Here is a 21,171-nt window from a genome sequence, read left to right on the forward strand (position 1 = left end):
GACTCTTCGCACCTGCGAAGGCGCGGAAGGTCAAGTTTCGACCATGCGTCAGCGTCGATTAACGCCGCATGAACGACTTGGCTACACGCGACACGGGAGTCGTTGCCGAAATGCGAGGCCTTGCGGCCTCGGCGCCACACTTTAGTGGTCGGGCTTAGGAGGCCTTGAGCGCCTGGGCGGCCTTGAGCACCGCCTTGACGTGGTTGGGCACCTTCACCTTGCGCCAGACTTCGCGGACCACGCCGTCGCGGTCGATCAGGAAGGTCGAGCGGTCGATGCCCATGTACTTGCGGCCGTACATGTTTTTCTCGACCCACGAGCCGTAGGCCTCGACGGTTTCGCCCAGGGTGTCGGCGGCCAACTCGACGGTCAGGTCGTGCTTCTTGCGGAACTTGCCGTGGCTGGCGGCGCTGTCCTTGGATACGCCGATGATCACCGCGCCGGCCTTGGCGAACTCCTCGACCTCGGCCGAGAACTGCAGGGCCTGCGAGGTGCAGCCGGTCGTGTCGTCCTTCGGATAGAAGTAGAGCACGACGGCCTTGCCCTTCAGGCCGGCCAGGCTGACGCGGCCGGTGTCGGTGGGCAGGTCGAAGTCGGGGGCCTTGTCGCCGGGGCTCAGCATCGCACTCTCTCCAAGATCTTATTTCTTAAAGCACGTCATCCCGGCCCCCCGATACGCGCCAGTGCGCGTTCGAGGGTAAACTCCGCGAAGCGGAGAGCCGGGACCCAGGGGCCGTGCGCACCGCCCCTGGGTCCCGGATAAGCCCTTGGGGGCTTTCCGGGATGACGAAGCTTCTTAGCTTCGCAGCTTGGATCAGACCGGCTTGACCAGCACGATCTTCTTCTTGCCCTGACCCAGCTTGACCACGCCGTCCACCAGGTCGGCATTGGTCACCAGGCGATCGCCGTCCTTCTCCTGCGCGTCGTTCAGGCGCAGGCCGCCGCCCTGGGCGAGGCGACGGGCCTCGCCGCGCGAGGCGGTGAGGCCGATGTCGGTCGCCAGCACCGCCAGCGGCACGCCTTCGGCCAGGATCGCCGCGGCGATCTCGACCGTCGGCAGGTCGGCCGACAGCTGGCCCTGCTCGAAGGCCTTTTCGGCGGCGTCGCGGGCGGCCTTGGCGGCCTCCTCGCCGTGGGCCATGCGGGTGGCCTGGTCGGCCAGCACCTTCTTGGCGTCGTTGATCTGGGCGCCCGGCAGGGCTTCCAGCTCGGCGATCTTCTCCAGCGGCAGGTCGGTGAACAGCTTCAGGAAGCGGCCCACGTCGGCGTCCTCGGTGTTGCGCCAGAACTGCCAGTAGTCGTACGGGCTCAGCTGCTCGGCGTTCAGCCACACGGCGCCCGACATGGTCTTGCCCATCTTGGCGCCGGAGGCCGTGGCCAGCAGCGGCGTCGTCAGGCCGAAGGCGGCCTTCTGGTCGACCCGGCGGGTCAGCTCGACGCCGTTGAGGATGTTGCCCCACTGGTCCGAGCCGCCCATCTGCAGCACGCAGCCGTACTTGCGGTTCAGCTCCAGGAAGTCGGTGGCCTGCATCAGCATGTAGTTGAACTCGAGGAAGGTCATCGGCTGCTCGCGCTCGAGCCGCAGCTTCACCGAGTCGAAGGCCAGCATGCGGTTGACCGTGAAGTGCACGCCGTAGTCGCGCAGGAACTGCACGTAGCCGAACTTCGAGAGCCACTCGTCGTTGTCGACCATGATGGCGTCGGTCGGACCGTCGCCGAAGGTCAGGAACCGGGCGAAGACCTGCTTGATGCCGGCGATGTTGGCCTGGATGTCGGCGTCGCTGAGCAGCTTGCGGCTTTCGTCCTTGCCCGTCGGATCGCCGACCTTGGTCGTGCCGCCGCCCATCAGGACGATCGGCTTGTGGCCGGCCTGCTGCAGGCGGCGCAGCATCATGATCTGGATCAAGGATCCGACGTGCAGGGACGGGGCCGTCGCGTCGAAGCCGATGTAGGCGGTGACGACGCCCGAGGCGGCCGCCGTATCCAGCTCTTCCGGATGGGTGATCTGGTGGATGTAGCCGCGCGCCTGCAGGGTCTTGAGGAAATCGGACTTGAAGCTCTGCGGCGCGGACATGGCTCGACTCTCTGTATCGCTGGTCCGCGCGTCTAGCACGGGCGGGGCGGTCTGTGGCGAGGGTTTCATCGATAGTCTCCTTGAAGGCTGTGCGCCGGAGACGTCGTCGGTAGGGGGAGGGACGCATCGCCGGCCAGGTGGCGGTGCGTCGACATGACCGGTCGTTCGCCCGCTAGATCAGCGGGCGATAATAGGCGCGGGTACGGAGGGCCTTGGCGGTCATGGGGCCTAGCTACCCGACGCGGGCCGTGGCAGTCAACGGACCCATGCGCATTCTGGGATTCATGACCGGCACCTCGCTCGACGCGGTCGACATGGCGGTGCTCGAGACCGACGGCGAGACGATCCAGGCCTTCGGGCCTTCGGGCGAACGCAAGCTGCGCGAGGAGACGCGCGATCTGCTGCTGGTGGCGACCGAGATCGCCCGCGGCTGGCCGCGCGACCGGCCCGCGCCCGAGATCTTCGCCGAGGCCGCCCAGGTCGTGGCCGACGAGCATTTCCACGCCGCCGAAAGCTTCCTGGCCGAACATGGCCTTTCCTGGAGCGACTTCGACCTCCTGGGCGTGCACGGCCAGACGGTGCTGCACGAGCGGCCGACGCCCGAGCGGATCGGGCGGACGGTGCAATTGCTCGACGCAGAGCGGCTGGCGCGCCTGACCGGGCGGCCGGTGGCCTTCGACTTCCGCACAGCCGACGTGGCGGCGGGCGGGCAGGGCGCGCCGCTGGCCCCGATCTATCACGACGCCCGCGCCCGGGCCTCGGGCCTGGCCGCGCCGGTGGCGGCCCTGAACATCGGCGGGGTGGCCAACATCACCCTGGTCGATGAGGACGGCACGCTGCTGGCCTTTGACACCGGTCCCGGCAACGGCATGATCGACCTGATGCTGCAGGAGCGGGGCTTGGGCCGGTTCGACGAGAACGGCCGGCTGGCCGCGGCGGGCAGGGTGGACGAGGCGATCCTGGAGCGGTTCCTGGCCAGCGCCTATTTCGCCGGCCCGGCGCCCAAGTCGCTGGATCGCTACGACTTCCCGCTCGACCTGGTGGAGCCGCTGTCGGCCGAGGACGCGGCCGCCACCTTGGTGGCCTTCACCGCCGAGGCCGTGGTCAAGGCCTTCGAACACGGCGCCCGGCCCAGCGCCCTGATCGTCTGCGGCGGCGGGCGGCATAATCCGCAGATCATGAAGGTGCTGACCGAGCGCTGCCCCGTGCCGGTGAAGACGGCCGAGGACTACGGCTGGCGCGGCGACGCGATCGAGGCCGAGGCGTTCGCGTATCTCGCGGCCCGGACGGCGCGGGGGCTGCCGATCAGTTTCCCGGGGACTACGGGAGTGGCGCGGGCGATGACCGGGGGGCGGATCGTTCGGCCGTAGCCCGCTGCGCGGGCCCCCTCCGGCCCTTCGGGCCACCTCCCCCAGAGGGGGAGGATCTTTGCGGCGATAGATGCTCCCCCTCTGGGGGAGCTGTCGCGGAGCGACTGAGGGGGCCGCCGCAGGCGGTCAGTGCAGCTTCAGCCGCCCCGCCACGCGCTGCTGCAGCAGTCGCGCCAGGGCCAGCAGCGCCGTCTTGGTCACGCCCAGGATAGCTTTGTGGTGGGCCAGGTGGAGCGAGACGTAGAACCACTTGGCCACCAGCCCCTCGATGAAGAAGTTGGGGCCGCCGAGGCCGCCCATCAGGGCGCCGACGCCCTTGTTCTCGCCCAGCGACACCAGCGAGCCGAAGTCCTTGTAGATGTAGGGCTCTTCCACCCGCGCCTGGCGCAGGCGGGCCAGCAGGGCCTTGGCGAGATAGCTGGCCTGCTGGTGGGCGGCCTGGGCGCGGGCGGGCACCAGCTTGCCGTCCTTCCACGGGCAGGCGGCGCAGTCGCCCATGGCCCATATGTCGGGCGCGGAGCTTTCCAGCCGCTCGTTGACCACGAACTGGTTGAGGCGGTTGGTCTCCAGGCCCAAGGCCGCATTGCTGTCGGCGGCCTTCACGCCGGCGGCCCAGACGATCAGGTCGGCGGGGATGTCGCCGTGGCTGGTCTCCAGGCGGTCGGGGTGAACCGCCAGCACCTTGGCGCCGGTGCGCACCCGCACGCCCTTGCGCTCAAGGGCGACGGTGGCCTGGGCCGAGGTCTTGTCGGGCAGGCCGCCGAGGATGCGCGGCGCGGCCTCGACGATGGTGATGTCCAGGCGGAAGCGCTGCTCGGCGCCGAGGGCGTCCAGGAGGGCGCGATGGGCTTCCAGCAGTTCGGCCGACAGCTCGACCCCCGTGGCGCCGCCGCCGACGATGGCCACGCCCATGGTCCGCTCCGGCGCGAACGAGGCCTTCATGAAGGTGGCCAGCAGGCGGGTGTGGAAGGCCTCGGCGTCTTCGGTCCGCTCCAGCAGGTGGGCGGTCTCGGCGCCCGGCGTGCCGAACAGGTTGGAGCCGCTGCCGATGGCCAGCACGCCCCAGGTGAAGGTGATCGAGCGCTCGGGCACCAGCACGCCGCCGTCTGGGGAAGCGATCGGCTTCAGGGTCAGGCGCTTGGCGGTCGGATCGAGCGCGGCCAGGTCGCCCAGCAGGAAGCTGAAATGGTTGGCGCGGCCCAGGATCGAATAGGACAGGCCCTCCTGGTGCACGTCGAGCGTGCCGGCCGCCACTTCGTGCAGGGTCGGCTTCCAGATGTGGAAGCTGGAGCGGTCGATCAGCAGGATCCGTTCCTTGCCGGCCCGGCGTCCCAGCTTGCGGCCCAGCTGCGCGGCCAGTTCCAGCCCGCCCGCCCCGCCGCCGACGATCACGATGTCATAGTGCATGGGCCGGCCGCTCCGATGATAGCGATAACGACGGTTTTAGAGGGCGGTGGCGAGTCTGTCTCGCGGTTGCGAGAGGAGGGGCGGTCGGGGTGAGGATTTCTTTCCTCCGCCCCAGTTCGCCTCCCTCGCCCCTGTGGCGAGGGTCCATGTCGGCGACGGCTCAAACCTTGGCCGCATATGCAGAGGTCTGAGCGGCTGAACGATGGGTCCTCGGCGCAAGGCGAGGAAAGCGGAGTTTTGGCGTGATTGGGTGATCGGCAAACAAAAAGCCCGCCCTCGTCACCGAGAGCGGGCTTCAAATTCCAGACTTCTAAAGCTCCCAACCCCTACGGGATCGGGTTGGCTTCCAGGCGCTTGTCGAGATAGCCGCCGACGGCCTGCTCGACGCTGGACAGGTGCTCGGCCCAGAAGTGGGTGGCCTTGTCGACGACTTCATAGTCGATGACGATGCCCTTCTGGGTGCGCAGCTTGGAGACCACGCGCTCGACCTCGACGGGCGGCACGACGGTGTCGGCGCCGCCGGTCAGGATCAGGCCCGAGGCCGGGCAGGGGGCCAGGAAGCTGAAGTCGTACATGTTGGTCGGCGGCGACACCGAGATGAAGCCGTCCGTTTCGGGGCGACGCATCAGCAGTTGCATGCCGATATAGGCGCCGAAGCTGTAGCCGGCGACCCAGGTCTGGGCGGCGGCGGGGTTGTTGGACTGCAGCCAGTCCAGCGCCGTGGCCGCGTCGGCCAGTTCGCCGATGCCGCTGTCGAATTCGCCCTGGCTGCGGCCGACGCCGCGGAAGTTGAAGCGCAGGGTCGCGAAACCGCGCTTCATGAACAGGTGGTACAGCTGCACCGACACCGGGTGGTTCATGTGACCGCCGGCCTTGGGGTGCGGGTGCAGGATCAGCGCGATGGGCGCATTGTCCGTCTTGCCCGGCGAATAGCGGCCTTCGATACGGCCCGCGGCGCCGGTCAAAATCACGTCAGGCATACAGGTCCCCGTCACGAGTTGGGGCGTCGGGGCCTGTTCCATTCGCCGTTAAAGGCGCATGGAATACTTGACCGCCGCGCTTGGTCTTCCTAAATCCGCATCGCGCGCACCGCCCAGCCGGGCGCGGCGCGAAGTCGCGGCTTGTAGCATACGCAAATGCGGTTGCGCGGGGAATCTGCAAGGGAGAGCGCCTGATGCGCCTGAGCACGAAGGGACGTTACGCCGTGATGGCCATGACCGACCTCGCCCGCAAGCAGGACGAGGCAGAAGGCCGCGCGGTGGCCCTGGCCGAGATCGCCGCCCGCCAGCAGATTTCACTTTCCTATCTCGAACAGCTTTTCGCCCGCCTGCGCCGCAAGGGGCTGGTGGTCAGCGCCCGTGGGCCGGGCGGCGGCTATCGCCTTGCGGCCGACGCCCGTTCGACCCGAATCTCCGACATCGTCATGGCCGTCGACGAGCCCCTTCGCGCCACGCGCTGCGGCGTGGGCAAGAGCGGCCACAAGGGCTGCATGGCCGGCGGCGCCAAGTGCCTGACCCACGACCTGTGGGAAGAGATGGGCCGCCAGATCCACTCGTACCTCGCCTCGGTGACCGTCGCCGACGTGCTGGAAGGCCGCTTGCGGCCGGAGGCGAAGGTCGCGGCGTGACCAGCAAGCCCGCCACCTATCTGGACTACAACGCCACCGCCCCGATCCGCCCCGAGGCGAAGGAAGCGGTGCTGCGCGCCTTCGAGCTGGCCGGCAATCCAAGCTCGGTGCACGCGGCCGGCCGCGCCGCCCGCGACGTCGTCGAGACCGCCCGCAAGGCCGTGGGCGAGCTGGTCGGCGTGGTCGCAGGATCCGTCACCTTCGTCAGCGGCGGCACCGAAGCCAACGCCCTAGCCATCGACAGCGCCGTCGCCTCCGGCGTCAAGCGCATCGTGGTCAGCGCCATCGAGCATGACGCCGTGGTCGAAACCGCCGCCGCCAGCGGCGTTTCAGTCTCCGTGCTGCCGGTTGACGCGGACGGCGTCGCCGACCTTTCCAAGCTTTCCGACCTGCTGGCGGGCGAGGGCCGGACCTTGGTCTGCCTGATGCTGGCCAACAACGAGACGGGCGTCATCCAGCCCGTCGCGGAGGCTTCGGCGATCGTCCGCGCGGCCGACGGCCTGCTGCATGTCGACGCCGTGCAGGCGGCCGGCAAGATCGCCATCGACTTTTCCGCCCTGGGCGCCGACACCCTGGCGCTGTCGGCCCACAAGATCGGCGGCCCGCAAGGCGTCGGCGCGCTGGTCGCCGGCACGCGGGCCAATGTGGTGCGTCGCCAGCACGGCGGCGGCCAGGAGCGTGGTCGCCGGGCGGGCACCGAAAACGTCGCCGGGATTTCCGGGTTCGGCGCGGCTGCTGCTGCGGCCCTGCGGGACTTGCCCCGGGCGGCCGATCAGGGCATTTGGCGCGACGCCTTGGCCCAGCGGGTCAAGGACGCTGGCGGCGTGGTGCTCGGGGAGGGCGTTCCACGCTTGCCCCAAACTCTGTGTTTGGCCGCCGAGGGCTTCGCCTCGCAGGTCCAGGTCATGAACCTGGATCTCGCCGGGGTGATGGTCAGCGCCGGCAGCGCCTGCTCGTCGGGCAAGGTCAAGGCCAGTCGCGTGGTCGAGGCCATGGGCCGCTCCGATCTCGCCCCCTATGCGCTGCGCGTCAGCGGCGGGTGGGCGAGCACGGAAGCGGATTGGATTGTGTGCGGCGACGCCTGGCTCGCCGCCTGGAAGCGTATCGGCGCCCGGCGCCGGGAGGTGGCTTGATGGCCGCGGTCAAGGAAACGATCGACACCGTCGCTGCGCTCGAGAAATACGAGCACGGCTTTACGACCGACATCGACCAGGAGTTCGCCCCCAAGGGGCTCTCCGAGGACATCGTGCGCTTCATATCGGCCAAGAAGGACGAGCCGGCGTGGATGCTGGAATGGCGCCTTGAGGCCTATCGCCGCTGGCTCGAGCTTGAAGAGCCGGACTGGGCCAAGGTCAGCTATCCGAAGATCGACTACCAGGACACCTACTACTACGCCGCGCCGAAGACCAAGGAAGGGCCGAAAAGCCTGGACGAGGTCGATCCCGAGCTGCTGGCCGTCTACGAGAAGCTGGGCATCCCGCTGAAGGAGCAGGCCGTGCTGGCCGGCGTCGAGGGCGCGCCGCGCTACGCCGTGGACGCGGTGTTCGACTCTGTGTCGGTCGTCACGACCTTCAAGAAGGAGCTGGCCCAGGCCGGCGTCATCTTCTGCTCGATGAGCGAGGCGATCCGCGAGCACCCGGAACTGGTCAAGCAGTACCTGGGCAGCGTCGTGCCGACCTCGGACAACTATTTCGCCTGCCTCAACAGCGCGGTGTTCTCGGACGGCAGCTTCGTCTACGTGCCGCCGGGCGTGCGCTGCCCGATGGAGCTGTCGACCTATTTCCGGATCAACGCCAAGGATTCCGGCCAGTTCGAGCGCACCCTGATCATCGCCGACAAGGGCGCCTACGTCTCGTACCTGGAGGGCTGCACGGCCCCGATGCGCGACGAGAACCAGCTGCACGCGGCCGTGGTCGAACTCGTCCTGCTGGACGACGCCGAGATCAAGTACTCCACCGTCCAGAACTGGTATCCGGGCGATCCGGAAACCGGCAAGGGCGGCATCTACAACTTCGTCACCAAGCGCGCCGACTGCCGCGGCGACCGCTCCAAGGTGTCGTGGACCCAGGTCGAGACCGGCTCGGCCATCACCTGGAAGTATCCGTCCTGCGTGCTGCGCGGCGAGGGCTCGTCGGGCGAGTTCTACTCGATCGCCGTGACCAACGGCCATCAGCAGGCCGACACCGGCACCAAGATGATCCACCTGGGCGCCAATACGAAGTCGCGGATCGTCGCCAAGGGCATCAGCGCCGGCAAGTCGACCAGCACCTATCGCGGCCTCGTCTCGGCTCACCCCAAGGCCAAGGGCGCGCGCAATTTCACCCAGTGCGACTCCTTGCTCATCGGCAAGACCTGCGCGGCCCACACCGTGCCGTACATCGAGGCCCGCAACGGCCAGTCGGTGTTCGAGCACGAGGCCACCACCACCCGCCTGTCGGACGACCAGCTGTTCTACTGCCAGCAGCGCGGGCTTTCGCAGGAAGAGGCCGTGGCCCTGCTGGTCAACGGCTTCGTCCGCGACGTGCTGCAGCAGCTGCCGATGGAATTCGCGGTGGAGGCTCAGAAGCTGGTGGCGATCTCGCTGGAAGGCTCCGTGGGATGATACGATATGTTGCTCGCCACGCAGGAGCCATGACGTGAAAGCCTATACGGTTCAGATCGACGAGGCCTTCGAACAGACGCTCGTCGCCCACGCGGCCGAGCGCGACCTCAGCGTCGAGGACTTCCTGCTGTCCGCCAGCAAATGGCTGATCGCGGAGGACGAGATGTATGCCCGTGACCCGTTCACGGCTGAGCAGATCGCTCAGATCGAGGAAGGGCTGGCGGCGGCGGATCGCGGCGAGACCTTTTCGAGCGAAGAGGTCATGGCTGGGCTGCGCGAGAAGTTTCCGGAAGCCACTGGGCGGCAGATCATCGAACGCGCCCTGGAATCCTACAGCGAGTTCCTGAACTTGGCGGCCGACCTGCCCGCCCTGCACGAAGACGCCGACGAACGCGTCGCTGAGGGGCTCGCGGCGATGGAGCGTGGCGAGGAGACCCCTCAAGATGAGGTCTTCGCCCGCTGGCGGACGAAATACGGGTGAGGATCGTCAAATGGACCTCGCCCGCCCAGCAGTCGGCCGAACGATTTTTGGACCTGCTTCTCGATCTGAATGCTTTGGCGGCGAAACGCGCCAGCGAAGAAATCCAGGCCGCGACGCGCCGGCTGGTCTACATGCCGACGCCGGGGCGCGCCTCCCAGCGCTGGCCGGGCGCGCGCGAACTCAGCCTGGTGCGCTGGAAAAAGCTGATCGTGTTCAAGATACTGTCTGACCGCATCTCCGTAATCGCCTTTCTCGATGCCCGTCAGGATCTCGACGTCATCGACCTGAGTGAAGTTTGAACCATGCTCTCTATCCACAACCTCCACGCCCGCGTCGAAGACAAGCCGATCCTGAAGGGCGTCACGCTCGAGGTGCCGGCCGGCGAGGTGCACGCCATCATGGGTCCGAACGGCGCCGGCAAGTCGACGCTGTCCTACGTGCTGAGCGGCCGTGGCGGCTACGAGGTCACCGAAGGAACGGCCACGCTGAACGGCGAGGACCTGCTGAGCCTGGAGCCCAATGAACGGGCGGCCAAGGGCGTGTTCCTGTCGTTCCAGTATCCGCTGGAGATCCCCGGCGTGCCGGCCCTGACCTTCATCCGCACCGCCGTGAACGCCCAGCGCCGCGCCCGCGGCGAGGACGAGATCGCCGCCCCGGCCTTCCTGAAGCTGGCCAAGGAAAAGGCCGCCTCGCTGAAGATCGACTTCGAGATGCTCAAGCGCGGCCTGAACGTCGGCTTCTCGGGCGGCGAGAAGAAGCGGATGGAAATCTTCCAGATGGCGATGCTGTCGCCGAAGTTCCTGATCCTCGACGAGACGGACTCCGGCCTCGACATCGACGCCCTGAAGATCGTCTCCGAAGGCGTCAACGCCCTGCGTAGCCCTGAGCGCGGCATGCTGGTGATCACCCACTACCAGCGCCTGCTCGACTACATCAAACCCGACCGAGTGCACGTGCTGGCCGCCGGCCGCATCGTCGCCTCGGGCGGCCCGGAACTGGCCCTGCAGCTGGAAGCCGAGGGCTACGACAAGTACGTCGGGGCCGCCGCGTGAGCCTTTCCACCGCTCTGAAGACCGGCGACGTCACCGCGCTGCCCTCGCGCCGCGACGAGGACTGGCGTTGGACCGACCTGCGCGGCCTGATCCGCGTGCTGCCCGAGCCCGCGCCGAAGTTCGACGGCGAGGTCGCGGCCGGTCCGTTCGCGGGCCTGGCCGACGGCGAGATCCTGTTCGTCAACGGTCGCCATGTGGCCACCAGCGGGCAGGGCGACGTCCTGGCGCTGCGCTTCGTCGCGGCGACCGACAAGGTCTCGCAGGCCGCGTCGTATGCGGTCGTGGTCGAGCCAGGCGCCAGCCTGACCCTGCTGGAAAGCCATGAGGGCCGCGCGGCCGGCTATATCTCGGACGTGTCGCTCGACATCGCCGTGGGCGAGGGCGCGAGCCTGACGCGCATCGTGCTGGTCGAGGATGACGCCGAGGCCGTCGATGTCGTCACCGCCCGCGTCGAACTGGGCGCCGGCGCGACCTTCAGCCAGACCGTCCTGACCAGCGGCGCGCGCCGCCAGCGGATCGAGACGCATGTGGCCCACCCCGGCGCTCACGCCCAGGCCCGCCTGGACGGGATCTACCTGCTCAGCGGCCAGCGCCATGCCGACCAGACCACCGTGGTCACCCACGACGGCGTCGATGGCGTCACCAGCCAACTGACCAAGGGCATGGTCGCCGACCAGGCCCGCGGCGTGTTCCAGGGGCGGATCATCGTCCAGCCTGGCGCCGACCAGGCCGACGCGCGGATGGGCCACCACGCCCTGATCCTGTCGGACAAGGCCGAGATCGACGCCAAGCCCGAACTGCTGATCTTCGCCGACGACGTCGCCTGCGCCCACGGCAACACCATCGGCGCCCTGGACGAGGAAGCGGTGTTCTACGCCCGCCAGCGCGGCATCCCCGAGCTGGAGGCCCGCGCCATGCTGACGCAAGCCTTCGTCGGCGAGGTGGTCGAGCGCATCGAGCACGCCGGGGCGCGCGAGATCGCCGCCGCCTGGGTCGCCAAGCAGCTGGGGCGCGAAGAATGACCGCCGCTTTCGACGTCGAGGCGATCCGCGCCCAGTTCCCGATCCTGTCGCGCACGGTGCACGGCAAGCCGCTGGTCTATCTAGACAGCGCCGCCAGCGCCCAGAAGCCCGACGTGGTGCTGGACGCCATGACGGGCCTGGCCCGCACCTCCTACGCCAACGTCCATCGCGGCCTGCACACCCTGGCCAACGAAACGACCGAAGCCTATGAAAAAGCGCGGGAAACCATCGCGCGCTTCATCAACGCCGACGTAAACGAGATCGTCTACACCAAGAGCGCCACAGAAGCGGTGAACCTGGTGGCCGACACCTTTGGCCGTTCGCTGAAGGCCGGCGACGAGATCATCGCCTCGGAGATGGAGCACCACGCCAACATCGTGCCCTGGCACTTCCTGCGCGAGCGCTACGGCGTCGTGCTGAAGTTCATCCCGGTGCTCGACGACGGCCGGCTCGACATGGAGGCCTACAAGGGCCTGCTGTCTGAAAAGACCAGGATGGTCGCCGTCACCCACATGTCGAACGTGCTGGGCACGGTCAACGACGTGGCCGAGATCATCCGCCTGGCCCATGCGGCCGGCGCGCCGGTGCTGCTCGACGGCTGCCAGGGCGTGGTCCACACCAAGGTGGACGTCAAAGCCCTGGACGTCGATTTCTACGTCTTCAGCGGCCACAAGTTGTACGGCCCCACCGGCATCGGCGTGCTGTACGGCAAGGCCGAGCGCCTGGCCGCCCTGCCGCCTTACCAGGGCGGCGGCGAGATGATCGGTTCGGTCAGTCTGGACAAGATCACCTATGCCGACCCGCCGCACCGCTTCGAGGCCGGCACGCCGGCGATCCTCGAGGCCGTCGGCCTGGGGGCGGCCATTGAGTGGCTGAACGGCATCGACCGCGACGCGGCCCTGGCCCACGAGCACGCGCTCTATGAGCAGGTCGCCGCCCGCCTGGAGGGCGTCAACGGCGTGCGGATCCTCGGCACTGCGCCCGGCAAGGGCGCGGTGATGAGCTTCGTCGTCGAAGGCGCCCACGCCCACGACGTGGCCCAGGTGCTGGACCGCTACGGCGTCGCCGTGCGGGCCGGGACGCATTGCGCCGAGCCGCTGATGAAAAGGTTCGGGGTGACGTCGAGCGCCCGGGCCTCATTCGCCCTATATAATACGCCTGCCGAAGCCGACGCGTTCGTGGACGCGCTGGACAAGGCCCGCAGCTTCTTCAGTTGAGCCTATGACCGACCAAGCCGAAGTCCCGCAAGCCGCGACGGCTCTTTCCTCCGAAGAGCTGAACCGCCTGACCGACCAGCTGATCGAGAAGCTGAAGACGGTGTTCGACCCGGAAATCCCGGTCGACATCTATGAACTCGGCCTGATCTACAAGGTCGATGTCAGCGACGACAAGGACGTGGCCATCGACATGACCCTGACCGCCCCGGGCTGCCCGGTGGCCGGCGACATGCCGGGCTGGGTCAAGGACGCGATCATGGAGATCGAAGGCATCCGCTCGTGCAACGTCGACCTGACCTTCGACCCGCCGTGGGACCCGTCGCGGATGAGCGACGAGGCCAAGTTGCAGCTGAACATGTTCTAGAGGCAGGACCCGCCATGGAAGCCGCCGTCACCACCCGTCCGCGCCGCCCGCGCCCCAAGGTCGTCACGCTGACCGATGCGGCCGCCGCACGCGTGAAGGAGATCATGGATAGGGCCGACCAGCCCTATGCGGGCTTGCGCGTGGGCGTGAAGAACGGCGGCTGCGCGGGCCAGGAATACGTCTTCGAATACGCCAAGGAGAAGGGCCCGATCGACGAAGTCGTCGAGGACAAGGGCGTCACCATCCTGATCGAGCCGAAGGCGGTGCTCTTTTTGATCGGCACCGAGATCGACTACGAGGTCACAAAGCTGTCGTCGAAGTTCGTGTTCCATAACCCGAACGAGACCGACGCCTGCGGCTGCGGCGAGAGCGTGACGATCCAGCCGGCGCCCGAGGCGCTGGAGGACTAGGAGGCCCTCTCCCTCTGGGAGAAGGTGAAATAGGGCGCCGCGCGCCGCGCATAGATCGCCACCGTCAAGACCGACAGCGCCGCGCTGGCCGCCAAGGCCCAGAGCCCGATTGTCTGCGTCCCGACCGGCGCGAGCAGCAGCGACACGCCCAGGAAGTTCAGCGCGATCTTCGGATGTTCGATCGGCGGGTGGTCGAAGTCCCGCCCCGGCTGGGCCTGCTGCAGGCCGGCGACGACGAAGTTGCGGGCGATCAGCACCAGCGGCGCGGTGATCCATAAGTCCGGAAAGGCGCCCGACGCGATAAGCGCGCCCAGGCTGGCCAGCGTCAGCAGCCGGTCGGCCAGCAGGTCGAACATCGCCCCGAAACTGGAGGTTAGGCCAAAGCGCCGGGCGACCCAGCCGTCGAGTACGTCTGTCAGGCCCGCGCCCAGGAAGAGCGCCACGGCCAGCCAGCCGGCGTTCGCCGTCACCGCCCAGATAAGGAAAGGCAGGGCGAGGAGACGCAGGGCGGTCAGCAGGTTGGGCAGCACACGCGTCTCCTCGGGGGTCTTGGCTAGCGGTAGCCGGCGATCATCGCCTTGTAGGTCGTCTCCGCCCCGGCCAGGGCCTCGGGCGAGCGGGCGCTCAGCGTGAAGGTCAGGAAGAAGGTCTTGCCCTCGGCGTCGACCTCCTGGCCGTAGGCGATCAGCTTCCAGGTCGAGAGGCGGTCCGGAGTCTGGCGGAAGAGGGGCAGGCTGCGGCCGTCGGCGGCGGCCACGTCCGGTAGGCGGTCCGCCTCCATGCCGGGGTCGGTGGCGAAGGACTTGAGCTGTTCCTCCTTCGCGAAGCGCAGGGCGTCGAACCGCTTGTCGCGTTCCGTTCGGAGGGTGAGACAGGCATGGATGACCGCCTGGGACTGCCCCAGGACCTCGCCCGCCGGGATGAAGCTCTTGCAGTTGTACTTGAGGCTGGCGCCGTCGTTGGCGGTCCAGCCCGCCGGGGCGGCGACATCGGGCCACCAGTGAAGCTTGGGGCCCTTCCTGGCGGGGATCTCGGTCTTGACGATGCCGGCCAGGGCGGGGCTGGAGGCGGCGAAGAGGGCCGCCAGGGCGGCGGCGAGAACGGCGGGCGATCGAGCGGTCATCGGTTCCTCGCGACGGTCATGGCGTGACGCCGCCGGCGATGATGGCCGCAAAGAAGCCGATAGTGAAGGTGGAGTGCGCTTGAGTGAATGTGCTCAGGGTTGAGAAGCGGCCTCATGGCTTCAGGCCGACAGCGGTTCGGTTTCGGCCGCCGGCTTCTTGCGCGGCGGATCGACCAGCACCGAAGCCTTCACCGGCTGGCCGGTGGCCTGCGCGATCAGTTCATTGGTGCGGCACTCGATCGTGTTCTCCAGCAGCTTCATGAATTCGGCCTTCTGCAGGTCGCGGGGCAGGGCGGGCAGGAACTCGACGGTGGCGCGGCCGGGGGTTTTCTTCTTCTCCTGCTGCTTCCAGAAGCAGCCCAGATTGGTGGCGACGGGCACCACCGGCAGGCCGAAGTCCTGGCTCATGTGATAGACGCCGCTGCGGTAGCGATAGCGCTCGCCCGGCGCGGCCAGGTGGCCTTCCGGATAGATCAGGATGCGGCGGCCCTCGGCGGCCACCTGGGCCGCGCTCTTGGAGAGGGCGGCGCGGGCTTCCGGCCCGCCGCAGCTGTCGACGACGATCGCCCCGAACTTCCGCAGGATGCCGCCCAGCAGCGGGAACTTCTCCAGGTGGTCTCCGGTGACGAAGCTGAGGTTGTCGAGATTGGCGAACATCACGAAGCCGTCGCCCCAGCTGTGGTGCTTGGCGGCGATGATGAAGGCGCCCTTCGGCAGGTTTTCTTGGCCCTTCAGCTCGATCTCGACGCCGGCGAAGACGCGCAGGGCCCACAGCATCCGCTTGCTGTAGAGCCGCAGGGCGAAGGTCACCGGCCGGCGGCCCGGCAGCAGCGCCGAGAGGGCCGCCGACAGGCCGTAGAAGACCGACAGCACCCAGTAGTAGGCGTTGAACAGCGCGCTGCGCATCAAGTGGTCCTTTATCGGGCCTTGAGCACGGCGAGGACCGCCGCGGTCATCAGGGGAGCGTGGGCCGAGAGCAGGTCTTCGCCCAGGCGGCCGTAGGCGCGGTTCTGGGCGGTCTGGGTGATGACGCCGATGGCCATGGCGGCGATGACGCGCGGGTCGCCCGGCGGCAGCTCCATCTTCAGCATGGCGTGCTTGATGATCGTCTCGACCAGGGTGACCGGATCGCGGCCGTCTTCCTGGTAGTAGGGCAGGAAGTGGTGCAACTGCAGCAGGTGGAACGAGAACAGGGTCCAGTCCTCGTCGGCGGCCGTGCAGTAGGCGCGGACCAGGGCGCCGGCCTTGGCCTCGACGCCGTGGACGGCGCCGGCCTCGGCCTCGATCAGCTCGGACAGGCGTCGGTGGGCGGCCATGAACAGGCCGATGGCCAGCTCGTCCTTGCTTTTCCAGTGGCGGTAGATCGCGCCTTCCGAAACCTCGGCGCGGGCGGCGATCAGCTTGGTGGTGGCCGCGTCGACGCCCTGGGCGGCGAAGATCTCGAGGGCGGCGCGTTCGATGCGGGGCTTGGCGCTCATGAGATCGACGTTACATCAGATCGTACGAATTGCAAGTAAGCGCTCACATACGCTCCAACGATTGACGGGGAGGGCGGGCGCGGTCATGCACGGCCATGGTCCAGACGGTTCTGATCTATTCCATGGGCGAGGTGATCGGCGACGGCCTGATCAAGCTGCCCTTCGTGGCCGGCCTGCGCGCGGCCTTTCCTGGCGCCCGGATCATCTGGTGCGCGGCCAAGGGCGAGACGGTCTATGACGGCCCGTTGAAGCGCGTCGTGGCCGGCTATGTCGACGAAATCCTCAAGGAGGGCGTCACCGGCGCGGGCGCGCTGGACGTTCTGCCGTGGGTCAAGCCGTTCGGCGGGCGAACCTTCGACTTGGTCATCGACACCCAGGAGAACCTGCGGCGCAGCCTCGTCGCGCGCCGAGCCGCCAAAGGGCGCTTCGTCTCGGCCGCGATGGAGGCCCGCAAGAGCGATTGGCCGGCGGCCGTGGTCGACCGACTGGCGCGGCTGCTGAGCCTGGCGAGCGCCGGGCAGGGCGGCTTGCGGCCCCTGGCCCTGACCGAGACCGACGCCCTTTCGGCCGCCGAGGCCCTGCTGCCGGACGGACCCGTCTATGTGGGCCTGGCGCCCGGCGCCGGCGGGCAGGAGAAGCGCTGGCCGCTGGAGCGCTATCTCGACCTGGCCCGCGACCAGCAGGCGGCCGGGCGCGCGCCGGTGTTCTTCTTCGGACCCGACGAAGCGGCCGATGCGGCGATCGCCCGCGCCAAGGTTACGGGGGCGCTGTTCCCCGAGACCGATCGCGGCGACGGCTTCACCTCGGTGAAGGGGCCGCTGCTGGCCATCGCCCTGGCCGGACGGCTGGCCGCGGCGGTCGCCAACGACGCCGGTCCCGGGCACATGCTGGCGGCCGGCGGGGCGCCCCTGCTGTCGCTGCAACTGAACCGCCGCAAGGCGGTCAAGTTCAGGCCCGCCGCGCGCCGTCTTGAGGTGCTATGCGCCGAGGACTACGGAGAGGAGATGGCCGCGCTCCCGACCGATGTCGTGAAGGCCGCCCTCGACACCCTGATCGCCGGAGTTTCCTGATGTCCATCCTCGCCCCCATCTCCGCCGGCGAGCTCGTCGACAAGATCACCATCCTGCGCGTCAAGGCCGAACGGATCGGTGATCCGGCCAAGGAGGCCAATGTCCGCAAGGAGCTGGCCCTGCTGGAGGGAATCGCGGCCGAAAAGCTGCCGCCCAGCGCCGAGCTGGATCGGCTGACGGCCGAACTGACCGATATCAACGCGGCGCTTTGGGACATCGAGGACGGCAAGCGGGCCTGCGAGCGGCGCCAGGAATTCGGCCCAGAGTTCGTCCAGCTGGCCCGCCGCGTCTACATGGACAACGACAAGCGCGCGGCGGTGAAGCGCCAGATCAACGACCTGACGGGTTCCGACATCGTCGAGGAAAAGAGCCACAAGTCGTACTGATAGCTGATTGAAAACATGATCTTGCGCCTGACTTATCAGGCGCGTTCGAAGGGCGGTCCGCGCAGGCGGGCCGCCCTTCGTCGTTCCGGCGACCAGCGGTTTGCTGCGAGGACGACATGGAACGGCGCTCCGCGGGCAACCTGCCGACATCCGCCGCCAAAGAGGTTTCGCCGATAATGACACCGGTTACCGCTTCTGGGCGGCGACCGGAGGGCGGCGCGGAGCACACGGGCCTCCTCCGAAGGAAACGACAGGGAGGGGGAGGCATCATGCTTCAAACGACATTCGAACGTCGCGCCGCGGCGCGCCTGTGCGCGGCCGCGTCCGTGCTGGCTCTGAGCGCCGGCGCCGCTTGCGCTCAGGAGGCGCCTCAGGCTTCGGGCCAATCCGTCGAGAGCACAGCCGTCGAGGAGGTGGTGGTCACCGGCTACCGCGCGGCCTTGCAGAGCGCCATCAGCGTCAAGCGCAACGCCAACGTGATGGTCGACGCCATCAACGCCGAGGACATCGCCGACTTCCCGGACGCCAACCTGGCCGAGTCGCTGCAGCGCCTGCCGGGCGTGTCGATCGACCGCGAGAACGGGGAAGGGCGAACGATCACCGTTCGGGGCCTTGGCAGCGATTTCACTCGGGTGCGCCTGAACGGCCTGGAGGCCCTGTCGACGGCGGCGGCCACGGACTCGGGCACCAGCCCCAACCGCTCGCGCGGTTTCGACTTCAACACCTTCGCCTCGGAGCTGTTCAACTCGCTGAAGGTGCAGAAGACCGCCTCGGCCGAGACCGACGAGGGCTCGCTGGGGGCGACGGTCGACCTGCAGACCGGCCGGCCGTTCGACTTCAAGGGCCGGCGCCTGGCCCTGTCGATCCAGGACTCCTACTATGAGAACGGCGGCGCCCACGTGCCGCGCATCGCGGGCCTAGTCTCCGACCGCTGGAACGACACGAAGATCGGCGACCTGGGGGCGCTGTTCTCGCTGGCCTACAACTCGCGCAAGCAGACCATCGACAGCTATCAGCGCCAGGCCGGCCAGAGCGACCTGCTGTACCGCAACGCCACCCACACCGGCGCGACGACCACGGCCACGGGCTTCGCGACGGCGGCGGAAGGCTCCAGCGCCGCCGCCCTGGCGCAGATGAACGACCTGACGGTGATCCCGGCCCTGGCGACCCTGAACCACGCCGAGCTGCAGCAGGAGCGGATCGGCGCCACGGCGGCCTTCCAGTGGCGGCTGACGCCGAAGACCACGGTGACCACCGATCTCGTCTATTCGCACCTGTGGCAGGACCAGACGAACTACCAGCTGCAGACCGTGGGCCTGAACCGCAACAACACCAAGACGGTGACCTCGGGCGGCAAGACCTATTCGACCTACAACGCCTCGACCGCGCCGGCGAGCGTGCAGCGCCAGATCCTGCCGTACTGCACCAGCCAGACGGGCACGGCCTATCGCGACGCCATCGACTGCGGCACGGACCTCAACGGTTCCTCGCTCGTGTCGGGCACGAGCTACAGCTACAATCCCAACAACCTCGAGCCGTACGACTACTATTACAAGTACGGCTACAACGGGCAGACGGGGACGGCGGGCGTGCTGGGCGCGATCCAGGCCCTGGTCGGCCGGCCGGCGACCCAGGTGCTGGAAGCCCACGTCAACGACGCCAACCAGGCCGACTACCTGGTGATGGACAATGTCGACGTGCGCTCGGCCGCCGACGAGAGCTACTACACCACCACCTTCCAGCAGGCCTCGTTCAACCTCGCCCACGAGTTCAGCGACCGCTTCACCCTGAACGCCACCTACGGCCTGTCGCGCTCGCGCACCCAGAACACCGGCCTGCTGGTGGAGTTCAACCACATGGACGCCGACGGAGTGGTCTATGACGAGCGAGGCGGCGGCGCGATGCCGATCCTCAACTTCGGCTTCGACGTGGCCGACCCGACCCAGTGGGACACGGTCAAGGGCTTCTCGGCCCTGCGTCACTACGAGCGCTATGTCGACAACCGCTACCAGACCGCCAAGGTCGACCTGAAGTACGACATCGACGACGACCTGACCTGGAGCGGCGGCGTCAGCCGGCGGATCTACGAGTTCACGACCGCCCAGTACCAGCGCCTGTCGACAGAGACCCTGAACCCGACCCTGCTGGAGGCCGGGACCACGACGGCGGCGATGAGCAAGCTCGTCTCGTGGGGCTCGGGCTTGGACGTCTCGTCCGGCACGCCGACCAGCTTCATCGTGCCCGACATCGACAAGTTCCGCAGCCTGTTCGGCTTCGACTGCAACTGCGTGAACAAGTGGGGCGACTGGCGGCTGTCGTCGAAGTCCAACCCCGGCAACGCCTATTCGGTGACCGAGACCGACACCAGCTTCTACAACCAGTTCGACTTCCGCAGCGGCCTTTTCGATCGCACCCTGCGCGGCAATGTCGGAGTGCGCTACGCCCTGACCGAACTGGAATCGAACGGCTATTCGACCTCGGCCCGAGCCCTGACGGCGACCAACAAGTACCACGACCTCCTGCCGTCGCTGAATCTGGCCTACGAGCTGAAGGACAACATGCTGCTGCGCTTCGGCGCGGCCAAGGTGATGGCGCGGCCGCAGCTGGCCAACCTGTCGCCGGGCATCTCGTCGCTCAGCACCTCGCTGCCGTCCAGCTCGCTGCCGTCGATCACCCTGGGCAATCCGGAGTTGAAGCCGTTCCGGGCGACCAACTACGACCTGTCGTTCGAATGGTACTTCGCGCCCGGCGCGCTGTTCTCGGCGGCGATCTTCACCAAGGAGATCAGCAGCTTCCCGCAGAACGTGACGCGCTCGGGGCCGCTGAGCCAGCTGCTCGACAGCGACAGCCTGGCCTCGGTGAAGGACGCCCTGACCAATACGGCGCTGCTGGCCTATATCGCCGCCGACGGCGACTGGACCATCCGTCAGTACGTCGATGCGCCCGGCGGGCGGATCTCGGGCGTCGAGTTCAGCTACCAGCAGAACCTGAGCTTCCTGCCCGCGCCGTTCGACAAGCTGGGCGTCCAGGCCAACTACACCCACCTGGAATCCAAGCTGGGCTACATCCTCAACCCCGACAAGGCAGACGGCATCGTCGAGGGACCGTGGCTGGGCGCCTCGCCCGACGCGGTGAACTTCACGGTCTACTACGACGCCGACAAGTGGTCGGCCCGCCTGTCGAGCGCCTATCGCGCGGCCTACTACACGACCTATCCGCTGGCCTCGGGCACCTGCGCGCCGGGCGACTGCTCTTCGCCCTACGTCAACGACTTCGGCGGCTCCAACGCCACGTTCAACCTCGACGGCTCGGCGACCTACACGGTCAACAAGTTCATCACCTTGAACATGGAGGCGCTGAACCTGACCAACCAGAAGACCGAGCGCTGGGCCTACGACGCCAACCACCTGGTCACCAACTACGGCTCGACCGGGCGAAGCGTGTCGGTGGGGTTCAGGCTGAAGTACTGAGGGGAGGGGGCGAGGTCG

Annotated in this window: 22 protein-coding genes; 14 read left to right on the forward strand and 8 right to left on the reverse strand. The window is 68.0% G+C overall.

The window, feature by feature from the left end; all coding sequences use genetic code 11:
* Positions 1–154: 154 nt before the first annotated feature.
* Positions 155–622 carry a peroxiredoxin gene (locus tag AC07N1_RS12035; RefSeq protein WP_494672034.1) on the reverse strand — a complete coding sequence of 156 codons (468 nt, stop codon included), beginning with the start codon at positions 620–622 and terminating at the stop codon, positions 155–157.
* 192 nt (positions 623–814) lie between these two features.
* Positions 815–2,143 (reverse strand): tyrosine--tRNA ligase, encoded by a 1,329-nt coding sequence (gene tyrS / locus AC07N1_RS12040; protein WP_494672035.1) that lies wholly within the window; start codon positions 2,141–2,143, stop codon positions 815–817.
* 197 nt (positions 2,144–2,340) lie between these two features.
* On the opposite strand from tyrS, the gene AC07N1_RS12045 reads away from it, so the two are divergent.
* Entirely contained in the window at positions 2,341–3,444 is a 1,104-nt protein-coding gene (locus AC07N1_RS12045; RefSeq protein ID WP_494672036.1) for an anhydro-N-acetylmuramic acid kinase, read from the forward strand.
* A gap of 126 nt (positions 3,445–3,570) precedes the next feature.
* Here the strand turns inward: AC07N1_RS12045 and AC07N1_RS12050 are convergent, their stop codons facing one another.
* Positions 3,571–4,851 carry an NAD(P)/FAD-dependent oxidoreductase gene (locus AC07N1_RS12050; protein ID WP_494672037.1) on the reverse strand — a complete coding sequence of 427 codons (1,281 nt, stop codon included), beginning with the start codon at positions 4,849–4,851 and terminating at the stop codon, positions 3,571–3,573.
* A 326-nt stretch (positions 4,852–5,177) separates the two neighbouring features.
* Positions 5,178–5,831: an alpha/beta hydrolase gene (locus AC07N1_RS12055; RefSeq protein ID WP_494672038.1), complete on the reverse strand. Its 654-nt coding sequence runs from the start codon at positions 5,829–5,831 to the stop codon at positions 5,178–5,180.
* Positions 5,832–6,025: 194 nt separating this feature from the next.
* Here AC07N1_RS12055 and AC07N1_RS12060 point away from each other — a divergent pair, with 194 nt between their 5' ends.
* From AC07N1_RS12060 to AC07N1_RS12105, 10 genes are read left to right on the forward strand one after another with little or no spacing between them, the layout of a single operon-like run.
* Entirely contained in the window at positions 6,026–6,478 is a 453-nt protein-coding gene (locus tag AC07N1_RS12060) for an Rrf2 family transcriptional regulator (protein ID WP_058348332.1), read from the forward strand.
* The gene (locus AC07N1_RS12065) at positions 6,475–7,611 is read left to right on the forward strand and encodes a cysteine desulfurase family protein (RefSeq protein ID WP_494672039.1); all 1,137 of its coding nucleotides are present in this window, start codon (positions 6,475–6,477) and stop codon (positions 7,609–7,611) included. Before AC07N1_RS12060 ends, AC07N1_RS12065 begins: the two co-directional genes overlap by 4 nt.
* Complete coding sequence (gene sufB, locus AC07N1_RS12070) at positions 7,611–9,080, forward strand: Fe-S cluster assembly protein SufB (RefSeq protein ID WP_110119809.1); 1,470 nt, start codon at positions 7,611–7,613, stop codon at positions 9,078–9,080. The genes AC07N1_RS12065 and sufB overlap by 1 nt, the downstream gene beginning before the upstream one ends.
* A 34-nt stretch (positions 9,081–9,114) precedes the next feature.
* A complete protein-coding gene (locus AC07N1_RS12075) occupies positions 9,115–9,561 on the forward strand; it encodes a hypothetical protein (RefSeq protein ID WP_494672040.1) in 447 nt (148 codons plus the stop codon).
* Positions 9,558–9,860: a type II toxin-antitoxin system RelE/ParE family toxin gene (locus AC07N1_RS12080; protein ID WP_494672041.1), complete on the forward strand. Its 303-nt coding sequence runs from the start codon at positions 9,558–9,560 to the stop codon at positions 9,858–9,860. The genes AC07N1_RS12075 and AC07N1_RS12080 overlap by 4 nt, the downstream gene beginning before the upstream one ends.
* A gap of 3 nt (positions 9,861–9,863) precedes the next feature.
* Complete coding sequence (gene sufC, locus AC07N1_RS12085) at positions 9,864–10,613, forward strand: Fe-S cluster assembly ATPase SufC (RefSeq protein WP_494672042.1); 750 nt, start codon at positions 9,864–9,866, stop codon at positions 10,611–10,613.
* Positions 10,610–11,635: a Fe-S cluster assembly protein SufD gene (sufD, locus tag AC07N1_RS12090; RefSeq protein ID WP_494672043.1), complete on the forward strand. Its 1,026-nt coding sequence runs from the start codon at positions 10,610–10,612 to the stop codon at positions 11,633–11,635. The genes sufC and sufD overlap by 4 nt, the downstream gene beginning before the upstream one ends.
* Complete coding sequence (locus tag AC07N1_RS12095) at positions 11,632–12,852, forward strand: aminotransferase class V-fold PLP-dependent enzyme (RefSeq protein ID WP_494672044.1); 1,221 nt, start codon at positions 11,632–11,634, stop codon at positions 12,850–12,852. Before sufD ends, AC07N1_RS12095 begins: the two co-directional genes overlap by 4 nt.
* 4 nt (positions 12,853–12,856) lie before the next feature.
* On the forward strand, positions 12,857–13,216 hold the full coding sequence (locus AC07N1_RS12100; protein WP_494672045.1) for an SUF system Fe-S cluster assembly protein: 360 nt from the start codon (positions 12,857–12,859) through the stop codon (positions 13,214–13,216).
* A gap of 14 nt (positions 13,217–13,230) precedes the next feature.
* Positions 13,231–13,626 (forward strand): HesB/IscA family protein, encoded by a 396-nt coding sequence (locus tag AC07N1_RS12105; RefSeq protein ID WP_494672046.1) that lies wholly within the window; start codon positions 13,231–13,233, stop codon positions 13,624–13,626.
* Here the strand turns inward: AC07N1_RS12105 and AC07N1_RS12110 are convergent.
* The 4 genes from AC07N1_RS12110 to AC07N1_RS12125 form a co-directional block, all read right to left on the reverse strand.
* Complete coding sequence (locus tag AC07N1_RS12110) at positions 13,623–14,156, reverse strand: CDP-alcohol phosphatidyltransferase family protein (protein ID WP_494672047.1); 534 nt, start codon at positions 14,154–14,156, stop codon at positions 13,623–13,625. The two genes, AC07N1_RS12105 and AC07N1_RS12110, sit on opposite strands and share 4 nt — an antisense overlap.
* Before the next feature lie 23 nt (positions 14,157–14,179).
* Positions 14,180–14,749 carry a hypothetical protein gene (locus AC07N1_RS12115; protein ID WP_494672048.1) on the reverse strand — a complete coding sequence of 190 codons (570 nt, stop codon included), beginning with the start codon at positions 14,747–14,749 and terminating at the stop codon, positions 14,180–14,182.
* 120 nt (positions 14,750–14,869) lie between these two features.
* The gene (locus AC07N1_RS12120) at positions 14,870–15,670 is read right to left on the reverse strand and encodes a lysophospholipid acyltransferase family protein (protein ID WP_494672128.1); all 801 of its coding nucleotides are present in this window, start codon (positions 15,668–15,670) and stop codon (positions 14,870–14,872) included.
* Complete coding sequence (locus tag AC07N1_RS12125) at positions 15,667–16,227, reverse strand: TetR/AcrR family transcriptional regulator (RefSeq protein WP_494672049.1); 561 nt, start codon at positions 16,225–16,227, stop codon at positions 15,667–15,669. Before AC07N1_RS12125 ends, AC07N1_RS12120 begins: the two co-directional genes overlap by 4 nt.
* A gap of 95 nt (positions 16,228–16,322) precedes the next feature.
* Here AC07N1_RS12125 and AC07N1_RS12130 point away from each other — a divergent pair, with 95 nt between their 5' ends.
* The 3 genes from AC07N1_RS12130 (at position 16,323) to AC07N1_RS12140 (ending at position 21,153) form a co-directional block, all read left to right on the forward strand.
* Positions 16,323–17,297 carry a glycosyltransferase family 9 protein gene (locus tag AC07N1_RS12130; protein WP_494672050.1) on the forward strand — a complete coding sequence of 325 codons (975 nt, stop codon included), beginning with the start codon at positions 16,323–16,325 and terminating at the stop codon, positions 17,295–17,297.
* Positions 17,297–17,683 (forward strand): DUF6165 family protein, encoded by a 387-nt coding sequence (locus tag AC07N1_RS12135; protein WP_494672051.1) that lies wholly within the window; start codon positions 17,297–17,299, stop codon positions 17,681–17,683. The genes AC07N1_RS12130 and AC07N1_RS12135 overlap by 1 nt, the downstream gene beginning before the upstream one ends.
* Before the next feature lie 269 nt (positions 17,684–17,952).
* On the forward strand, positions 17,953–21,153 hold the full coding sequence (locus AC07N1_RS12140) for a TonB-dependent receptor (RefSeq protein ID WP_494672052.1): 3,201 nt from the start codon (positions 17,953–17,955) through the stop codon (positions 21,151–21,153).
* Positions 21,154–21,171 lie beyond the last annotated feature (18 nt).

This window comes from Caulobacter sp. GW821-FHT09B11 (assembly GCF_059418205.1).